The following is a 17,316-nucleotide window of genomic DNA, read 5'->3' on the forward strand; positions in this document are numbered from 1 at the left end:
GTTACATGATCAGAATCGCCGTCGTGGGCGGTGGGATCGCCGGGGCGATGCTCGCCTGGCGCCTGTGCGAGGTCGTCAGGGGCAGCTCCGTCCACCTCTACACCGGAGAACCGCACAGGAGGGCCGACGCCAGCGCCGCCTCCGGGGGCCTGACCAGGGCCTTCGAGCCCGACCCCGCCCTGTGCCTGGAGGCCGCCGACAGCCTGGCCGAGCTCCACTCGAACCGGGAGCTGCGGGAATGGGCCTCCTACCGGGAGACCGGCTCGGTGTACCTGCTGCCCGGCCTCGGGCCGGGCACCGAGGGCCTGGTGGAGCTGGTACGCAGCCGCCTGCCCGGTTCGATCTCCCTGGTCAGCGGTGAGGAGCTCAGCAGCCGCGGTACGTTCCGCGAGCTGCCGGAGGGGAGCGTGGCCGTCGTCGAGAAGCGTGCCGGACACCTCTCCCCGAACGCCTTCCGCGACCGGCTCCTGGTGGAGCTCGCCAGGTCGGGCGCCTTCGTCACCGACGGGCAGGTGGAGGGCATCACCGCCGAGGCCGAGGTCCGGCCGGCCGAGGGCAGCCCGGCCAGGTTCGACGCCGTCGTGGTGGCCGCCGGGGCGTGGACCCAGAGCCTTCTCGCCCGTACGGGCCTGTCGGACGCGGGGCTGCGCACCAAGGTGATCCAGTACGTGCTCGGCCCCACCTCGGGCAGGGGGCCCAACGCGTTCGTCGACGAGACGTCCGGTTTGTACGGCAGGTCCTACGCCGAGGGGCGGGTCCTGCTCGGGCTGCCGACCGACAGATGGGACATCACCCCTGGAACCGTGCCGACCGACCCCGTGCTCACCAGCAGGATCCTCGATGTCGCCGAGGCCAGGATCGGATACCGGCCGGCCGACGGGTCGGTCAAGGCCGTCACCGCGGTCGAGTGCTACCACCCCACGGGAGGGCTGTCGCTGCGTCCCCTGGCCAAGGGCGTCTACACCTTCACCGGAGGGAGCGGCGGCGCGGGCAAGACCGTGCTCGCCGCGAGCCGCACGGCCGCGCGAAGCCTGGTCAGGTCGCTGCGCTGAGCGCGGGGACGCGGCCCGTGCGGGTCGCGTCCCCGCCGCTCCGAAGACGGGATCCGGTGGGGTCGCCGGTCGTGAACGCCGCAGTGAGGGGGAGCCCGGTGGGGGCGCCTGTCTCAGCGGCCATCCGGCGGGGTCGCCGGTCGTGAACGCCGCGGTGAGGGGGAGTCCGGTGGGGTTGCTCGTCTCCGCGGCAGTTGGCGGGTTCGCCGGTCGCAGCGAGGGCCTGTCAGGTCGCCGCGGTGAACGCGAGATAGCAGTAGTCGTCCAGCATCTTCGCGAGCGGACGCCCGGGGCGGCCCAGCTCCACCGCCAGCTCTCGCTCGCCGAGACCCGTCTCCTTGAGCAGGTGCCGTGCCCAGCCCCGGCCCATCCGCAGGTGCGCACGGTAGGCGTCCGCCGTACGCGCCCCGTGCAGGGCCTCGGCGATGGCCGCGTCCCAGGGCATCAGCGCCCCCGGGCGCAGGGCGTGCAGCATCTTGGTCGCGGCGGTCGGCCCCAGCGAACGGGGTCTGGCCCCCGGGGTCGCCCGCATCGCCGACAGGTCCGCGTAACACCCGCCCAGCACGTCGATCTCCGTGTCGCCCAGCGTCGCGAGCGTGGCGTCCTGGCCGGGCAGGTGCTCTCTCCAGCGCTCCCACCAGGCCGCGGTCTCCGCGCCGAAGACGTCGGGCTCGCCGTCACGCGGATAGCGCAGCCGGCACCCCCACGCGTTCAACCAGGCGAGCAGTGCCCGGCGATGGGCCGCGAGCGCGGGGTCGACCTGCGGCCCGGTCGCCAGCAACAGCCGTTCCCACGACCTGTCGGCCGCGCCGTAGCGGGCGAACTCGCCGACCGCCGCGCGCAGGCGTTCCAGGTCGGGCCCCCGGCCGAGAGAGGTCGCGAGTTCCCTCACGGGCGCCGTCGCAGGCGCCGTCACAGGCGCTGACCCGTCAGGGGCGGCCGGCTCCGGCCTCGCATGAGCGTGGCCAGCAGCCGCTCGGTGCGCTCGCTCGGCTCGACGTCGAGGTCGGTACGCAACCGGTGGCGGCACACCTCGTACCAGCTCAGGACGCGGCCGAGCTCGCCGAGCTCGCCGTGCATCATCATCAGGGTCTGGTAGGTGGTCTCGTGGTGGGGATCGACGTCGAGGGCCCTGCGGCACCAGTGCATCGCGGCCGGCCAGTCCTCGCGCTCCAGAGCCTCGGTGCGCAGCGAGGTCAGGGCGCGCAGGGCGGTCGCGCGCATCCACTGCCGCTGCTCGTTGATCCAGTCGCCGGTCTCGCCGGAGAGGAAGTCCCCGACGTACAGGTCGGCGGTCCGCTGGAACCACGCGATCGCGGTGTCGTAGTCCTTGGCCACCCACGCGCTCCGGCCTCGGTCGAAGGCGCGCTGGAACTCCTCGATGTCCACCCACGCGCTGTTCGTCCGCAGCACGTACCCGCGGTCCTGGTGGAGCAGGGAGAAGCCGTCCCTCCCCTCGAACTCGTTGAGCACCCGTCGCACGCCGTGCACGGCGACCTTGAGCGAGCTGGAGGGGTGGCCCTCCCGCTCCGGCCACAGCACCTCGCGCAACCGGTCCCTGTGGACGAACCGCTCACGGTTGACCAGCATGTACTGGAACAGGGCCCGCGACTTGCCGGCACGCCAGTGTGAGACGGCCTGCCCGTCGACCTCCAGGCGGAAGTTGCTCAGGCATCGGGCGATGACCGAGGGGGTGCCCTCGTCCTGCCCGGGGTTGTGGGGGCCGGCTTTCGCCAATTGTTGAACGGGCATGTTCGCTTCCCTTGGGAGGACGGACTCCGCCGTTCGCGGACTCACCCGCGGACGCCGAAGCACGTCGAGTACGAGTGCGGAGCCAGTACGACCTGGACCTGATAAGGCATGCGATCGTCGTGCATTCTGAACATGACCGTGATCTCCGGGTAGGAGGTGGTCATGCCGAGCCCGGCGAAATAGTGGTCGGTGGCGAGGATGAGACGATAGAGCCCGCGCTCCATGAATTCGTCCACCCATTCTTTAACATTTCCGTCGATGTCGGTCTCGCCCTCGGATACCGGCTCCCAGCCGTTACCCGAGGCGCGCTCCAGGCGAGCTCGGACACCGGCCGCGGATCGGCCATAGACGCCGTCAAGTGCCTGCGTGGCGATGCTCATGGTGAGGATACCCATCTTCTGGTTCGGGGCCGCGTGACCTGTATCGCGCGACCTCGGCCCTATCAGGCTCCACGGGAGGGCTATCCGTCCGCTTTCGGCCCGCTATCCATCGGCTACCCGAGCCCATTTTCGTGCCGGATATCGGATCAGAAGAGATCGGATAAGGCGCGGATAGGGGGGCTGTTTACGTTTTGAAGCAGACAGGCGGACAGCAGTGAACGGCCTGCGAGACACGAAGAAGAGGTACAGGAAATGCGGGAATTCGCGAGCATCAACACCCTCCGGATCATCGTCTCCGCCATCGCGGTTCTCGGATGCCTCGGTCTCGCCGCGGTTGTCCCCTCGGTCGCCGACGGGGCCGCGAAGACCACCGTGCTCGCCAGCAACACCCCTTGGGGCTGAAGCACACACCCACCCGGCGGGTCGCCGGCGGTGGGAGTTCACCGGAGCGGTCGGAGCCTTCCAGGGCCCGGCCGCTTGTTCATGTCACAAACCCGCACGTTAGTCGCAAGTTGGGTCAGACCTTCACAAACCCCACTGGTTCTCCCATCAGTGACGTTGTATGATCCCGGACAGACCACGTTTCATGCATATAAAATTGCTCGCCGTGATCGTCGGGTTATATGTCCGAAGATCGCGGAGAGGTGGGGTTGAGTCTATTGTTGCCTGCTTTAAGGCAGCGGTTAGATCCCTGATGTCTCTCTTACACCAACCGTGCGGAGAATTCCTGGTCAGGCCGCGATTCTGTAAGGAGATTCGGTGGAGTATCGAATCCTCGGCCCCCTGGAGGTCCTCGCCGACGCTCGCCCTCTGGATCTGGGCGCGCCTCGGCAACAGGTCGTCCTCTCCTGCCTCCTGCTGGAGGCCAACCGAATGGTCACCATCGGACGGCTGACAGACGCGATCTACGGAGAGGATCTCCCCAGCACATCGCGCGCGCAGGTGCAGATCTGTATCTCCTCGCTGCGGCGGCTTTTCGCCGCCAACGGCGGGCCCGACGTCATCGCGACCCACTCCCAGGGATACACGCTAAGAGTCGCCGAGGGGGAACTCGACTCCCAGAACTTCGAGGGCCTGCTGAACCAGGCCCGCCAGGCTCGCGACGACCGCCACCTGGAGGACGCCGTCAGGCACTATCGGGCCGCGCTCGCCCTCTGGCGAGGGCCGGCCCTCGACGGCCAGGAGAGCCGGCTCGTGCAGGCCGCGGTCGGCAGGCTGAGCGAGCGCCGGATCACGACGAACGAGGACTGCGTCGAGATCGAGCTGGAACTGGGCAGGCACCACGAGCTGGTGGGCGAACTCAGCGAGCTCGTCGAGGAGCACCCGCTCAGGGAGCGGCTGCGCGGCCTGCTGATGCTCGCGCTCTATCGCTCGGGACGCCAGGCCGAGGCGCTCACGGTCTATCGCCGTGCCCGCCAGACGATGATCGACGAGCTGGGCATCGAACCCAACGAGAGCCTCCAGCAGCTCGAGTACGCCATCCTCACCTCCGACGAGAGCATCGACGCGCCGGGGCGGCAGCAACAGCAACAGCAGCAGCAACAGCAGCAACAGCAATCCTCCCAACGCCACGCGGAGCCGCAGGAGGCGCCGGCCGCCCGCCGGACGGTTCCCCGCCTGCTTCCCACCGACATCGCCGACTTCACCGGCCGGATCAAGCTGGTCGAGGCCATCCGCCGCCAGCTCACGTTCGCCGCGGAGGACCGTCAGCGGCTCGCCGTCCCCGTCATCGCCGTCGTCGGCAAACCGGGCATCGGCAAGTCCACGATCGCGGTGCACGTCTCGCACAGCGTCGCCGGACGCTACGAGGACGGCCAGCTCTTCGCCGACCTGCACGGAGGGGAGTCCCATCCGATCGGTTCCGGGCAGGTGCTCGAACGCTTCCTCCGCGCGCTGGGCGTGCCGGGCAACGCGATCCCGGACGGGGTGGACGAGCGGGCGGAGATGTACCGCGCGCTGCTCGCCGGGCGCAAGATGCTGATCGTCCTGGACGACGCCAGAAGCGAGAGCCAGGTGCTGCCCCTGCTGCCCGGCAACCCCGAGGCCGCGGTGATCATCACCAGCCGCAGCAGGCTCGCGGGCCTGCCGGGCGCGGCCCACCTCGACGTCGGTCTCTTCGACTCCAGGCAGTCGGTGGACATGCTCTCCAGAATCGCGGGCATCGAGCGGGTGCAGGCGGAGCGGGAGTCGGCGGCCGAGCTGGCGGACCTCTGCGGCCACCTGCCGCTGGCACTGCGCATCGCGGGCGCGCGGCTCGCCGCCCGCCCGCACTGGTCGATCGACCAGCTCGTGGGACGGCTGGAGGACGAGACCCGCAGGCTCGACGAGCTCAAACACGGCGACCTGGGCATCAGGGCGAGCATCTCCCTCACCTACGAGAGCGTGAGCGAGGACGCGCGCCGCCTGTTCAGGCGCCTCGCCATCCTGGAGTCCCGGCACTTCTCCGGCTGGGTCGCCGCCGCGCTGCTCGACTGCCATCCCTCCGACGCGCAGGACCTGCTCGACGACCTGGCCGACGCCCAGCTGGTCGAGACGACCGACGCCGGGTACGGCGTGCAGAGCCAGTACCGCTTCCACGACCTGATCCACGTGTTCGCCCGCGAGCGCCTCGCCGGCGAGGAGGCGGTCGCCGACCGCAACGCAGCGCTGCAGAGAGTGCTCGGCGGCCTGCTCTTCCTGACCGGTGAGGCGCACCGCCGCGAGTACGGCGGAGACTACGTGCAGGTCCACAGCGACGCGCCGCGCTGGCCGCTGCCGGGACGGCTGGTCGAGAAGCTGGTGATGGCCCCCCTGCCCTGGTACGAACGCGAGCGGCTGACGCTGGTCTCGGGCATCCGCCAGGCGGCGCAGGCCGGGTTCGTCGAGCTGTGCTGGGATCTCGCGATCAGCGCGGTCACCCTGTTCGAGTCGAGAATCTACTTCGACGACTGGCGGGAGACCCACCAGATAGCGCTGGCAGCCGCCCGGCAGGCCGGGGACCGCCGGGGGCAGGCGGCGATGCTCTACTCAATAGGGTCGCTCTACATCGCCGAGCAGCGCTTCGGGGACGCGCGGCGCGACTTCGAGTCGGCGGCCAAGCTGTTCGAGGAGGCCGGGGACGACCTGGGGGTGGCCCTCGTCATCCGCAACATCGCCTTCCTGGACCGGATGAGCGGCCAACTCGACGACGCGGTGGAACGCTACGACCGCGCGCTGGGCATCTTCCGCGGCACCGGCGACCAGGTCGCCTCCGCCTACGTGCTGCACAGCATGGCCCAGATCAGGCTCGACTGCGACGAACTCGAAGAGGCCAGACGTCTGCTGGGCGAGGCGCTGGAACTCAGCAGGGTCGGTGGCAGCCGCAGGGTGGAGGCGCAGGTGCTGCACCGGTTGGGCGAGACCTACCTCAGGCTGGAGGATTTCGCGTCGGCGGCGGAGGTCTTCGAGCAGACGCTCACGACCGTGCGCAACATCGGCGACCCGACCGGCGAGGCGTACGCCCTGCACGGCCTGGGCATCACGAAGCTGCGCCAGGGGGACCTCCAGGAGGCCGAGACCACCCTCCAGAACGCCCTGGAGGTGGCGGGTACCGCGGGGGAGAGACTCGCCGAGGCGAGGGTCGTGCTCGGGCTCGGTGAGCTGGCGCTCGCCTGCGACCAGACCGAACAGGCGATCGGCCGCTTCCACCAGGCCCTCGGCCTGTTCCACAAGATCAACGCGCCGCTCCACCAGGTGCGCGTCCTGGTCATGCTCACCGCGGCCTACCTCGCCGTCGACGAGGAGGAGGCGGCGCGGAGCGTCTCCGAGGAGGCGCTCGAACTGGCGGACACGATGCCCCCCGCGATCGCCGCCAGGGTGCGCGCCCAGCTGGAGAACCTTCCTTCGCCCCGTCAGGCACGCCCGCACGACCGGGCACGGAAGGTCCCGGCGTCCTGAGCCCCGTACGGTCGAATCCCGAGATCCTGAGCGCCGTACGGCCGAGGGCACCGAGTTCCTGAGCGCCTTGAGGGCGAGGGCGCCGGTGTCCTGAGCCCGACCCGGTCGAAAGTGGATGGATGCCGGTGCCCTGAGCCGAACGGCCCGGAGCGGGGACGGTCCGGCGAACTCCGAAGACGTGAGCGACGAACCGCCGGAGAGGTCCGGGAGGGACCTCTCCGGGCGGTCGTGACCGGTCGTGCCGCCGGTCACGAGACCATCGGCGCCGCCGGATCGCCGGTGCTCAGCAGATGCGGCGCAGGGCCTCCGCGAGACTGGACAGGCCGACGGGCCCCAGCTCCAGCGCGGCGGTGTGCCAGGCACGCAGGTCGAAGGCGTCGCCCAGGCGCAGTTTGGCCTCCTCGCGGGCCTGCACCCACGCTCGTTCGCCCAGCTTGTAGGAGATGGCCTGGGAGGGCCAGCCGAAGTAGCGCACCACCTCCGCCTCGACCCGGTGCGGCTCACAGCGGCCCTGCTCGCGCAGCACCTCGCAGGCCTTCTCGAAGGTCCACGACGAACCGTCGGGCAGCGGAAGATCGAGGTGGACGCCCAGGTCGATGACGACCCGGGCGGCACGCAGCGCCGACCAGTTGAGCATGCCCAGCCGGGTACCGGGGTCGGTGAACCAGCCGAGCTCGTCGGCCAGCCGCTCGGCGTACAGGCCCCACCCCTCGCCGTGGCCGTCCACCCAGGAGACCTTGGAGAACCTGGACAGGGTGTCGCCGGCCATGCGCATCGCACCGAACTGCAGATGGTGGCCGGGCACGCCCTCGTGGAAGATCGTGGTCAGCTCGCTCCAGGTGGCGAAGCGGGTCCGGCCCCCGACCGGCCACAGGGTGCGGCCCGGCCGCGACAGGTCCTCGCTGGGCGCGTTGTAGGAGGCGGCGCCGGAGGTGGAGCTCACGTCGACCTCGGCCACGATGAGCCGCAGCGGCTCGGGAATGTCAAAGTGCGTGCCGTTCAGCTGCTCGATCGCCCGGTCGTGGCGCTCCTGCAGCCACGCCTGGTACTCCTCGAGCGAGTCGACGGCCTGGGTCTCGTTGAGGATCGCGGTCGCCTCCTCGATGGTCGCACCGGGCTTGATCCGCTCGACCTCGGCGGCCGTCTCGGCTCCGATGCGCTCCAGCTCAGCCCAGCCCCACTCGTACGCCTCGCGCAGGTCGATGTCGGCGCCCAGACTGATCCTGGCGACGACCGCGTAGCGCTCGGGGCCCACCGCGTCGGCCTCGTCCGCCCTCGGGGCGTACTCCTCGCGCAGGTAGCGCCCGGCGTCGGCGTACGCGGCGTGGGCCGCCGCCGCGGCGCTGAGCAGCTCCTCCTTGACCGGACCCTCACCGTAGGTGGCGACGAAGGCGTCGTGGGCCGGGGGAGTCCCGCCGGCGCCGGAGAACTGGTCGGCCTGGTCCGCCATGGCGAGCGCCTGCCTGCGGGCACCCCGCAGCCCCATCGCCAGACCGGTCTCCAGGCTCTCCCGCCACCCGGCGAGCATCTCCGGGATCGCCGCGAGGCGGGCGGCGACATCACGCCATTCGTCGTCGTTGCCGTGGGGGAGGAGGACGACGCTGGAGCGCACCCGGTAGGGCAGCCCGTAGGGCGCCGCCACCCAGCGCAGCGGCTCGCCCGTGTCGTGCCAGGCGAGCTCGGCCTCCAGCCGCTCCCGCAGGTGGGTGGCCGCCCTGATGTCCGGCTCACCGGTCGGGACCAGCTCGTCGAGACTCTTCAAGGTCGAGCGGATCATCTCGGCCCGGGCGGCGCTCCCGGCGGGACTGTGGTCGGTGGCGGCTACGAAGTCGGACACGATGCCCTCGGCACCTGCCGCGATCGGGTCCAGTGCCGCCCAGCGGGTGACGTACTCATCGCAAAGCGCGAAGATCGGAGTGCTCATGTCCGAAACTTAGGAAGGCCCGGCATCGGCCCCCTATTCCTTCGCTATCCGACCCCAGGACCTGGGGAAACCAGTCCTCCGGCCGGCTGGGACTCCGTTGCCCGATTCGTTTTCGAGCTCCGCGCCCCGCTTGTCCGGCACCGGACAACGATGCCGGACAAGCAGGAGGCGGCCGGGCCGGGGGCTTCCCTCATGCTCCTCCGCCGGACGACCGGCTCGACCCGGCGCCGCCTCGATCCCGGTCGGCTACGACGCGACGCCTTCCTCGCGGAAGCCGGCCGCCCCGCGTCGAATCCCCCAGGCGACACCGGCGGTGGCGAGTGCCAGGGCCACCAGCAGCGCACTGACCCACAGCGGCGAGCGATAACCGAGTCCCGCGCCGATGGAGATTCCACCGAACCAGGGACCGAGCGCGGCGCCCACGTTGAGCGCGGCCGTGGCGAACCCACCGGCCAGGGTCGGTGCCCCGGTCGCCGCGTAGAGTGCCTGCGAGATCAACGTCGACCCGACGGCGAACGAGAGGGTTCCCTGGACGAGGACGAGCACCGTCGTCGCCACCGGGCTCCCCGCGGCCACCGCGAACACCATCCAGCCGACGAGCAGGGCCACCCCGCCGCTCACCAGGAGCGCGAGAGGTCGTACGTCGGCCATCCGGCCGCCGACGGTGACACCGAGAAACGAACCCAGCCCGAAGAGGGCCAGTACGGCGGGCACCCATGCGGATTCGATTCCGGTGACGGTGGTGACCAGCGGCGCGAGGTAGGTGAACGAGCAGAACGTCGCGCCGTTCACCAGGCATCCCAGCAGCAGGATCACCACAAGCCGCCGATCGCGCAGCGAGCGCAGTTCACCGCGCGCGCTCGTGTGGTTGGATTCGGGGCCGTCGGCCGGTACCGACCGCAGGATCGCGATGATGGCCGGCACCGACAGGACGGCCACCGCCCAGAACGCCGAGCGCCACCCCCACAGCTGACCCAGCAACGCACCGCCGGGAACGCCCACGACACAGGCGATGGTGACCCCACCGAGCAGGACGGAGGTGGCGCGTCCTTTGGCGTTCGGTGCGACCAGGCTCATCGCGGTCGCCAGGGCCACCGCCAGGAACCCGGCGCACGCCAGCGCCCCGACGACCCGGGAGACCAGCAGCACCCCGTAGTCGGTGGTGACCGCGCCCAGGACATGGACGAGCATGAAGGTGATGAGGAAGGTGAGGAGCGAGCGACGTCGCGACCGGCGCAGGCTCAGGATCGCCATCAGCGGCGCGCCGATGACCATCCCCACCGCGAACGCCGAGGTCAGAAATCCCGCGGCGGGGATGGACACGTGCAGGTCCCGTGCGATGCCCGGCACGAGGCCGGACAGCATGAACTCGGACGTCGCCTGGGCGAAGACCGCCAGTCCGAGCAGGTGAACAACGAATGGCATGACAAAACTCCGCGACCACACTGTGGATCGATAAGGAGGCGATAGGCCGCGCCGGTGTCGGAGAGAGGAACCGTCCGATCGGGGTGCGGCCATCGCGCGAGAGACCCTGCCGACGTCACGGAGGTGACGTTCGGTCCAGGTCGAGCACAGCCTGCGCTATGGCGATCCGGTGGCGGTGGTCGCGGACGGCAGTGAGCGCGGCCTCATTGGCCGCGAGGCCTCAACGCGACGACGGTGGCCGGCCACCGGACGACCGGTGGCTAGTGTCTGGATGCCTCGGGGCTGGACATAGGCGCAAGTTAGCAACGCCGGACGCGTCATGTCCAGCCGTTTGGCCGCGAGCTCATCGAGAACGATCTTTTTCGCCGTGGTCCGGTTCGGAGGGACCCTGATGGGCGGCGGGGCTGTCAGCCGGTGATGGTGCCGAGGGCCGCGACGAGGTAGAGGCCTCCGGCGGAGGAGACCGCGAGGCCGGCGGCGGCCGGAGCCCAGGCCATCATCGTGGAGGCGAGTGACCACCGGTGAGTTCCGTGGGTCAGCAGGGTGAGGCCGCGGATCGTCACGATGCCCACGCCGGTCAGGGTGAGGGCCATCCCCACGCCGAAGGCGGCGACGAGGGTGACGGCGTCGAAGGCCCGGCCGGTGAGCAGCCCGCTCATCAGGACGACGAACGCCGACGGCGAGGGCAGCAGTCCACCGGAGAGGGCGAGCGCGACGAGGCCCCGGCGCGACCAGGGATCCGGCCCCTCCCCGATCTGATGCCCGTGCCCGTGCCCGTGCCCGTGCCTGTGGCCGTGGCCGTGGCCGTGCTGGGCCTGCGCCCGAAGCCGACGTCCTCGCAGGTGGCGGTAGGTCAGGTGGATGCCGACGCAGATCGTGATCACGCCGGCCAGCACCTGCATCCAGGCGGTGACGCTCTTCGTGCCGAAACTCGCGGCGCTGCTCAGCCCCACCCAGGCGAACGCCAGCACAAGCACCGAGAAGGTGTGCATCAGGGCGACGATGAATCCCAGGCGCAGCGCGTCACGGTAGGTGCCCCGGGTGCCGACCAGGTAGGCCGCGGTGACGCTCTTGCCGTGCCCGGGGGCGACCGCGTGCATCGCTCCGGCGACGAGGGCGACGGCGAGGACCGCCCAGAAGACGCCCCTGTTGTCGAAGAGGGAGATGAACCGGCTCTCGAAGCCGCTGAGTTCCGTCATGGTCGCCTACCTGTCGTACTCGTCGTGCCTGTCCTGCGCCGGGTCCGCAGCATGGTGAACGCGCCCGATCCGGCCAGCAGCACCGCGGCGCCGACGGCGACACCTGTCGTCTGCCAGGACGTGCCGCCCTCCGCCGTGCCGGAGAAGCTCAGGCGCTGGGTGCTGACCGCCTCGGTGAAGAGGGTCTGCTCGGGGGTGGCGGGCGTGTCCGCGATGAGCATCGTCCGGTACGCCGTGTTGAGATCGGTGAGGGCGGCGACGGTCACCTCCACCTCGGTCACCGGACTCCGGCAGTCGAAGACGAACCGGGCGCCGTCGACGAGCAGCGCCCGGAGTTCCTCCAGCCGGCTCTGGCACGGCCGGCCGGCCTGGGCGACCGTGATCTTCTCCAGCAGGTAGTCGCGGAGGGCCGTTGAGCGCCCCAGTTTCTGCTCACCGGTCAGCTCCGTCGAGACCGTGCCGGTGGAGGGGTCCTCGAACGCGCCGAGCGACTGGCCGAGCGCGACCCAGTCATCCTCGGCGGGGAGCCACGAGATGGTCACCTGCGAGCCGTCGGCCCCGATCCGTGCGGTGGACGGCGGTCCGAAGGGATGGGCGGAGGCTGGGGCGGCCCAGCCGACCAGGGCGCCGACGAGCAGCGCGCCCGCCAGCGTACGGGCGTGGATTTTCAATGCGTTTCCTGTCCGACGGGGCTCCGGTACGCCCGAGGGACGGGGCCGCCGTGACGGCGGCCCCGTCCCCGGGAGGGGCTACTTCTTGGTGACCGTGACGGCCGGGCTGGTGATCTTCTGGTTCGCGCTGTCCAGGTGGACCACGTAGGTCTCGCCCTTCTTCAGCCTGCTCGGCACCTTGAAGGTGTGGGTGAGACGGCCCAGCTCATCGGCCTCCCGCGTGCCGACGGAGACGGTGTCGTTCCCCTTTCCGCGCTCGTCGTCGCCGGCCTTCCTCATGACGACGGACACCTGCTCGGCGGGGTCGTAGCCGTACGCGGAGATCGTGAGCTCGCCGCGGTGCTCGACGGCGGTCTTGTCGACGACGACCTGCTCGCCGACGGTGTTCTCCGCGGTGCGGACCTCGTTGACGGTGCGCTCGCCCTTGGCGTTCTTCCGGACGACGAAGCCGTCGTGGTGCTCGCCGTTGGCGTAACGGGCCTCGAACGTGATCTTGTCGGCCTCGATGTCGATCAGCTGGTAGAGCTGGGTGTTCTGGCTCTTGCTGACGACCTCGGCGCCGTTGCCGGTCCAGTTCTCGCCGTTGTTGAGTGCGTACATCTTGCCGCCGGAGACGGAAACGACGTAGGCGACACCGTTGTTGACGGTGACGGACTTGCGGGCGGTCGCCACGTTGCCTCGGCCGTAGGAGTGGTCGTGGCCCTGGAGGACCAGGTCCACGCCGTACTTCTCGAACAGCGGGCCCCACTGGCCGCGTACGGCGGGGTTGTTGCGGGTGCCGGTGGTGGAGTAGACGGGGTGGTGGAAGGTCACCACGGTCCACTTGTTCGGGTTGTCCTTGAGCAGACCCTCCAGCCAGGTGGTCTGCGCGGCCATCAGGGTGGCGTTGCTCTGCACGTTGGTGTCCAGGCCGATGAAGCGCACGCCCTGGTAGTCGACGGTGTAGGCGGTCTGCTTCAGCTCCGGGTTACCCGGTCCGTTGTCCGGATAGGGGAACTGCGGACGCCAGAAGGTGGACAGGCCGCCGCTGTACTCGTGGTTTCCGGGGATCGAGATGTTGTTGACCTGGCTGTCGATGAAGCCGGCGGCCTTGTACCACTGGCCCCACTGCTCCTCGTTGTTGGCGTTGTCGATGAGGTCACCGGCGTTGACGATCACCTTCGCCTGCGGGCGGTCGGCGAACGCCTGGCGGAAGACGCGCGGCACCGCGGAGTCGATGTAGTTCTGCGCGTCGCCGTAGTAGATGAACGAGAACGGCTGGAGGTCGGCCGCCGCGGTGGTGAAGTCGCTCCACTCGTTCCAGTTGGTGCCGTCGCCGACCCGGTAGCTGTAGCGGGTGTTCGGCTTCAGGCCGGTGAACTCGACGGTGTGGTAGACGGAGGCGTACCCCAGCGTGGTGTTGACCGGGGTGGTGCTGAGCGCCTTGACGGTGGTGACCGCGCCCGCGGACGGCGCGACGTCGCCGAGCGCGCGCGGGGCCTCGAGGATCTGGGCCTGAGCCGACTCGGCGTCGGTCACGGCCCGCCAGGTGACCTTCTGGCTGGCCGCCGGCGTGGTGGTCGGGGTGAGGATGACCCGGTCGGGCATGGGGGAGGGCTTGTGGATATCGGCGGCGGGGTACTTCGGCGGCGCGGCCGCGCCGAACGCCACCGGGCTGAACGCGAGGCCGCCGGCGATCAGCACGCCCGCGCTCACCGCCGTCAGCCTGGTACGCCGGGATCCGGCGGATCGGGGCAGTTTGGCTTCGCCCATCATGAGCTCTTCTCCAGGGAGGGATCGCATTCCATCGAGGGAGTGCGGTGGACGTCGACATTGATCCAAAAAAGAAGGACAAAAGCCCATATGGAGCGTTACATAAGGATGAATACCTCCTCTTCTATATCTCTGGCACCAAAAGCCCCGTTGATGTCGCCAGAAGGTCGTGCGCTCGACGCCTTCCGTTGTCCTCGCGTTCGCTGGAACACCCCTAACCTCGGGCGAGCGGGCTCTGACGGAGGCGGAACGTGTGCGCCCGCTTCACGACCCGCGTCACACGGCATGTGGCCTCGCCCGGGGTTTCGACGGGTCCGGTACGCGGCGTCGTGCCGCGTTTCCTCCCGAAAGGGGGCGAGACCGACGTTCCCGAACGAGAGGTGTTCGATGATCGGCCCCCGGCAGGCGGGTGACCGGCGGTCAGCCCGCCGGACATTGCTCCCCGGCCTCGTGGTGCTCGGCGCGCTCTTCCTGCCGTCGTCCACGGCGGGTTCGGCGGGGCCGACGATCAAGGACGAGACCTTCGTCACCGCGGAGACCGGCGGGCTTCTGCACATCGAGGCGGGGGAGTGTTTCACCGACCCGGCCTACTCTCCGGAGGCGGCCGAGGTCATCGTCCTCTACACACCCTGCAAGGAGCGGGCGGCCAACCAGTCGTACGGCTTCGTGCACGCCCCCGACGGTGAATGGGACCCGGCCGCGCTGACCGTGTTCGCCAAGGAGAGCTGCGGACGGGGGTTCGACAGCAACTGGAGCGGCGCTTCGGCCTCGGGCCTGGACTTCTACCCGGTCATGCCGACCAGGAAGACCTGGGCCGACGGCGACCGCGACGTCATGTGCGTTGTCTACAGTCCGCAAGGCCCGATGGACGGCTCGGCGCTCCCCATGGCGAGTTGGTGACCGAGCGGTCGTCCGTGGGGCTCACCGGCTCACCGCGAATTTTCCCGGCCTCGGCCGCGCCGCCCGACAAAGGCCGGTAACCAGCCCACCGATATGCGGGGCAACTCGATATCTGTGGAAATCCTTAGCGCCGGTGTACCCAGTATCAAGGCTGTCGCCCTGTCGTACCTGAAGCATGAGCACACCCAGGAGGTCCCCTATGACCACCCCGCAGCGGATCTCACTCTGGGATGACGTGCTCGCCGTTAGCCGAAGTATCAGGCTCAGCATGTCGTCGCCGGAGACCCGTGCCAAACGTGCCTACGAGATCTTTCCGCCGAGCACCTGGACCGCCCTGAACGAGCACAGCTCGTACCTCAATTTCGGTTACTGGCGCGATGGGGCCGACACGCTCGACGACGCGTGCGAGGCGCTGGCGAAGAAGTTGGGGGACGCCGCGGGCTTTCGGGAGGGCGATCGCATTCTTGATGCCGGATTCGGATACGGCGACCAGGACTTCATGTGGTTGGAACGGCACAATCCAGCGAAGATCGTTGGATTGAACGTAACGCCGACGCATGTGCGGATCGCTCAGGAGAAGGCCCGCGCCCGCGGTCTGGACGATCGGCTGATCTTCCAGGAGGGGTCGGCGACCGCGATGACGTTCGAGCCCGGCAGCTTCGACCGGGTGGTCGCCCTGGAGTCGGCCCTGCATTTCCGGACCAGGGACGAATTCTTCCGCCAGGCTCACCACATCCTTCGACCCGGCGGGGTGCTCGCGACGGCGGACGTCGTGCCGTTGAGTGTCGACAACGGCGGCCGCCGAGAGCTTTTCTCCACTTCGGTCCCCGAGGAAAACCTGTACGACGGCAACGAGTATGTCGCCCGCCTCCGGGCCGCCGGGTTCGCCCATGTCCAGTTGACCTCCATTCGTGACCACGTGTACGAACCGTGGTGCAAATGGGCGGAACAGAAGCTGGACGACCAGGCATTTCAGCAGAAGGTCACCTGGGTCTACCGCCGCTGGTTGCATCGCGAGCTGACCGACGACACGCGTATGCGGCAGAAGTTCGCCGGCTTGGACTACGTCATCGTCGTCGCCGAGAAGCCGGTGTGAGAGCCGAAACACCGGATATCGGCCCGAAAGGCAGAAGGCCGCCAAGGCCCCCGAATTGGGACTTTGGCGGCCGTTTGATGTGATCGGCCCATGGATACCATGGGCGATGGTGGACGATACAGGGATTGAACCTGTGACCTCTTCCGTGTCAGGGAAGCGCTCTCCCGCTGAGCTAATCGTCCGCATGGGAAGGACCAGAGGTGGAGACGGGATTTGAACCCGTGTAGACGGCTTTGCAGGCCGTTGCCTCGCCTCTCGGCCACTCCACCGGAGTGAGAGCCCGAAGACCCTTCGAGCGGAAGACGGGATTCGAACCCGCGACCCTCACCTTGGCAAGGTGATGCTCTACCACTGAGCCACTTCCGCGTGTTTCCTCCGGGTTTCGTACCCGGTGGCGACGAGAGAACTCTAGCGGGTTTTCCCGGCGGTTGTGTAACCGCGCGTTCAGTCGCCGACCCCGTGGCCGTCGCGTGAATCCGCCCGCCGGCACCCGTGCGGCGGCACCCGTCCGCGGGCTCCCACACGGTGCGGATCCAGGCCGGGCGTTCGGCCCTCTCGTTCAGCCGTCCTGCTCAGCCGTCCTGCTCGGCCGGGCGGCGCAGCTGGCGCGTGACCACGCGCTCCACGGCGGGCAGGGTGAGGAAGATCTCCAGGATGCGGGTGAGGCGGTGCACCTCTATGCGGTGGAAGGCGGGACCGTCGGTGCGGGCCAGCAGGAAGGTGAGGGCGAGAGGGGGCAGCGGGGCGGCGATCACGTGCAGGCCGGAGTCGAGGGTGAAGGCCGTCGGGCGGACGGGGGTCTCGTCGGGGAAGGGCACCTGCTCGGGGGCGCGCCAGCTGGAGTGGACGACCGTGCGCGGGCTCTTCTCGGTCGCCGCGGCCGCCCAGTCGGCGCTGAACAGCACGGGCATGGAGTCGATCAGGGTGGCGAGGGCGCGGTCGCCCGCGGTGGTGATGTATTTGAGGATCTCCAGCTCCGGATAGGTCCCCGGCGCCTCTCGCGTGCCCCAGATGCCCTCGATCCTCACCCCAGGGACGCTCTCCAGCCCCTCGACCAGGCTCTCCCTGGAGGCTGAGTCGGGCCAGTAGACGGTGATGTCGTCCAGCGCCTGGCCCTCGCCCCGGTCGAGGACGACCACCTGGGTGATGTCGGCGCCCGCGACACCGAGGACACGGGTCACCTTCCCCAACGAGCCCGGCTGGTCGGGCAGCGCGATCCGCAGTCGCAGCAGCATCCGCGGCCTCCCATG

Annotated in this window: 14 protein-coding genes and 3 tRNA genes; 5 read left to right on the top strand and 12 right to left on the bottom strand. The window is 69.5% G+C overall.

Annotation, left to right across the window (positions count from 1 at the left end; genetic code table 11):
* The first annotated feature begins 5 nt into the window (after window positions 1–5).
* Window positions 6–1,052, top strand: a complete 1,047-nt coding sequence (locus tag ACIBH4_RS03260; protein WP_362505378.1) for an FAD-dependent oxidoreductase — start codon at window positions 6–8, stop codon at window positions 1,050–1,052.
* A gap of 226 nt (window positions 1,053–1,278) precedes the next feature.
* Here the strand turns inward: ACIBH4_RS03260 and ACIBH4_RS03265 are convergent, their stop codons facing one another.
* Genes ACIBH4_RS03265 through ACIBH4_RS03275 form a run of 3 tightly spaced genes read right to left on the bottom strand, consistent with a single transcriptional unit; the run spans window position 1,279 to window position 3,184 of the window.
* Entirely contained in the window at window positions 1,279–1,944 is a 666-nt protein-coding gene (locus ACIBH4_RS03265; protein WP_362765458.1) for a hypothetical protein, read from the bottom strand.
* Window positions 1,945–1,964: 20 nt separating this feature from the next.
* Window positions 1,965–2,804 (bottom strand): BTAD domain-containing putative transcriptional regulator, encoded by an 840-nt coding sequence (locus ACIBH4_RS03270; RefSeq protein ID WP_362505384.1) that lies wholly within the window; start codon window positions 2,802–2,804, stop codon window positions 1,965–1,967.
* A gap of 41 nt (window positions 2,805–2,845) precedes the next feature.
* On the bottom strand, window positions 2,846–3,184 hold the full coding sequence (locus ACIBH4_RS03275) for a hydroxyisourate hydrolase (protein WP_350943813.1): 339 nt from the start codon (window positions 3,182–3,184) through the stop codon (window positions 2,846–2,848).
* Between the two features lie 252 nt (window positions 3,185–3,436).
* On the opposite strand from ACIBH4_RS03275, the gene ACIBH4_RS03280 reads away from it, so the two are divergent.
* Together ACIBH4_RS03280 and ACIBH4_RS03285 are read left to right on the top strand one after the other, a co-directional pair.
* The gene (locus ACIBH4_RS03280; protein ID WP_350943812.1) at window positions 3,437–3,586 is read left to right on the top strand and encodes a hypothetical protein; all 150 of its coding nucleotides are present in this window, start codon (window positions 3,437–3,439) and stop codon (window positions 3,584–3,586) included.
* A gap of 357 nt (window positions 3,587–3,943) precedes the next feature.
* A complete protein-coding gene (locus ACIBH4_RS03285) occupies window positions 3,944–7,099 on the top strand; it encodes a BTAD domain-containing putative transcriptional regulator (RefSeq protein ID WP_362505389.1) in 3,156 nt (1,051 codons plus the stop codon).
* Between the two features lie 283 nt (window positions 7,100–7,382).
* Here the strand turns inward: ACIBH4_RS03285 and ACIBH4_RS03290 are convergent, their stop codons facing one another.
* The 5 genes from ACIBH4_RS03290 to ACIBH4_RS03310 all read right to left on the bottom strand — a co-directional run bounded on the left by ACIBH4_RS03290 (window position 7,383) and on the right by ACIBH4_RS03310 (window position 14,073).
* The gene (locus tag ACIBH4_RS03290) at window positions 7,383–9,023 is read right to left on the bottom strand and encodes a DUF885 domain-containing protein (RefSeq protein WP_362505392.1); all 1,641 of its coding nucleotides are present in this window, start codon (window positions 9,021–9,023) and stop codon (window positions 7,383–7,385) included.
* Between the two features lie 246 nt (window positions 9,024–9,269).
* Entirely contained in the window at window positions 9,270–10,448 is a 1,179-nt protein-coding gene (locus ACIBH4_RS03295) for a Cmx/CmrA family chloramphenicol efflux MFS transporter (RefSeq protein ID WP_362765461.1), read from the bottom strand.
* Window positions 10,449–10,855: 407 nt separating this feature from the next.
* Window positions 10,856–11,647, bottom strand: coding sequence for a hypothetical protein (locus ACIBH4_RS03300; protein WP_362765464.1), 792 nt, complete (start codon window positions 11,645–11,647; stop codon window positions 10,856–10,858).
* Complete coding sequence (locus ACIBH4_RS03305) at window positions 11,644–12,318, bottom strand: hypothetical protein (protein ID WP_362505403.1); 675 nt, start codon at window positions 12,316–12,318, stop codon at window positions 11,644–11,646. Before ACIBH4_RS03305 ends, ACIBH4_RS03300 begins: the two co-directional genes overlap by 4 nt.
* A 78-nt stretch (window positions 12,319–12,396) precedes the next feature.
* Window positions 12,397–14,073, bottom strand: a complete 1,677-nt coding sequence (locus ACIBH4_RS03310; RefSeq protein WP_362765467.1) for a metallophosphoesterase family protein — start codon at window positions 14,071–14,073, stop codon at window positions 12,397–12,399.
* Window positions 14,074–14,457: 384 nt separating this feature from the next.
* Here ACIBH4_RS03310 and ACIBH4_RS03315 point away from each other — a divergent pair, with 384 nt between their 5' ends.
* Both ACIBH4_RS03315 and ACIBH4_RS03320 read left to right on the top strand, forming a co-directional pair.
* Window positions 14,458–14,970: a hypothetical protein gene (locus tag ACIBH4_RS03315; RefSeq protein ID WP_362505408.1), complete on the top strand. Its 513-nt coding sequence runs from the start codon at window positions 14,458–14,460 to the stop codon at window positions 14,968–14,970.
* 199 nt (window positions 14,971–15,169) lie between these two features.
* Window positions 15,170–16,066: a methyltransferase domain-containing protein gene (locus ACIBH4_RS03320; protein ID WP_362505411.1), complete on the top strand. Its 897-nt coding sequence runs from the start codon at window positions 15,170–15,172 to the stop codon at window positions 16,064–16,066.
* A 107-nt stretch (window positions 16,067–16,173) separates the two neighbouring features.
* Here the strand turns inward: ACIBH4_RS03320 and ACIBH4_RS03325 are convergent.
* The 4 genes from ACIBH4_RS03325 to ACIBH4_RS03340 all read right to left on the bottom strand — a co-directional run bounded on the left by ACIBH4_RS03325 (window position 16,174) and on the right by ACIBH4_RS03340 (window position 17,301).
* Window positions 16,174–16,248 (bottom strand) — tRNA-Val (locus ACIBH4_RS03325).
* Window positions 16,249–16,264: 16 nt separating this feature from the next.
* Window positions 16,265–16,335: transfer RNA gene (locus tag ACIBH4_RS03330), tRNA-Cys, on the bottom strand.
* 25 nt (window positions 16,336–16,360) lie between these two features.
* A tRNA-Gly gene (locus tag ACIBH4_RS03335) sits at window positions 16,361–16,432 on the bottom strand.
* Window positions 16,433–16,638: 206 nt separating this feature from the next.
* Window positions 16,639–17,301: an amino acid-binding protein gene (locus tag ACIBH4_RS03340; RefSeq protein ID WP_362505414.1), complete on the bottom strand. Its 663-nt coding sequence runs from the start codon at window positions 17,299–17,301 to the stop codon at window positions 16,639–16,641.
* Between the last annotated feature and the right edge of the window lie 15 nt (window positions 17,302–17,316).

It is taken from the genome of Streptosporangium sp. NPDC050284, assembly GCF_044459525.1.
GTDB lineage: Bacteria > Actinomycetota > Actinomycetes > Streptosporangiales > Streptosporangiaceae > Streptosporangium.

What these genes read in the sequence shown, in the direction of transcription:
- ACIBH4_RS03260 (WP_362505378.1), top strand. Translation starts at nt 6, where the DNA reads ATGATCAGAATCGCCGTCGTGGGCGGTGGGATCGCCGGGGCGATGCTC.
- ACIBH4_RS03270 (WP_362505384.1), bottom strand. Translation starts at nt 2,804, where the DNA reads ATGCCCGTTCAACAATTGGCGAAAGCCGGCCCCCACAACCCCGGGCAG.
- ACIBH4_RS03275 (WP_350943813.1), bottom strand. Translation starts at nt 3,184, where the DNA reads ATGAGCATCGCCACGCAGGCACTTGACGGCGTCTATGGCCGATCCGCG.
- ACIBH4_RS03280 (WP_350943812.1), top strand. Translation starts at nt 3,437, where the DNA reads ATGCGGGAATTCGCGAGCATCAACACCCTCCGGATCATCGTCTCCGCC.
- ACIBH4_RS03290 (WP_362505392.1), bottom strand. Translation starts at nt 9,023, where the DNA reads ATGAGCACTCCGATCTTCGCGCTTTGCGATGAGTACGTCACCCGCTGG.
- ACIBH4_RS03295 (WP_362765461.1), bottom strand. Translation starts at nt 10,448, where the DNA reads ATGCCATTCGTTGTTCACCTGCTCGGACTGGCGGTCTTCGCCCAGGCG.
- ACIBH4_RS03300 (WP_362765464.1), bottom strand. Translation starts at nt 11,647, where the DNA reads ATGACGGAACTCAGCGGCTTCGAGAGCCGGTTCATCTCCCTCTTCGAC.
- ACIBH4_RS03310 (WP_362765467.1), bottom strand. Translation starts at nt 14,073, where the DNA reads ATGATGGGCGAAGCCAAACTGCCCCGATCCGCCGGATCCCGGCGTACC.
- ACIBH4_RS03315 (WP_362505408.1), top strand. Translation starts at nt 14,458, where the DNA reads ATGATCGGCCCCCGGCAGGCGGGTGACCGGCGGTCAGCCCGCCGGACA.
- ACIBH4_RS03320 (WP_362505411.1), top strand. Translation starts at nt 15,170, where the DNA reads ATGACCACCCCGCAGCGGATCTCACTCTGGGATGACGTGCTCGCCGTT.
- ACIBH4_RS03340 (WP_362505414.1), bottom strand. Translation starts at nt 17,301, where the DNA reads ATGCTGCTGCGACTGCGGATCGCGCTGCCCGACCAGCCGGGCTCGTTG.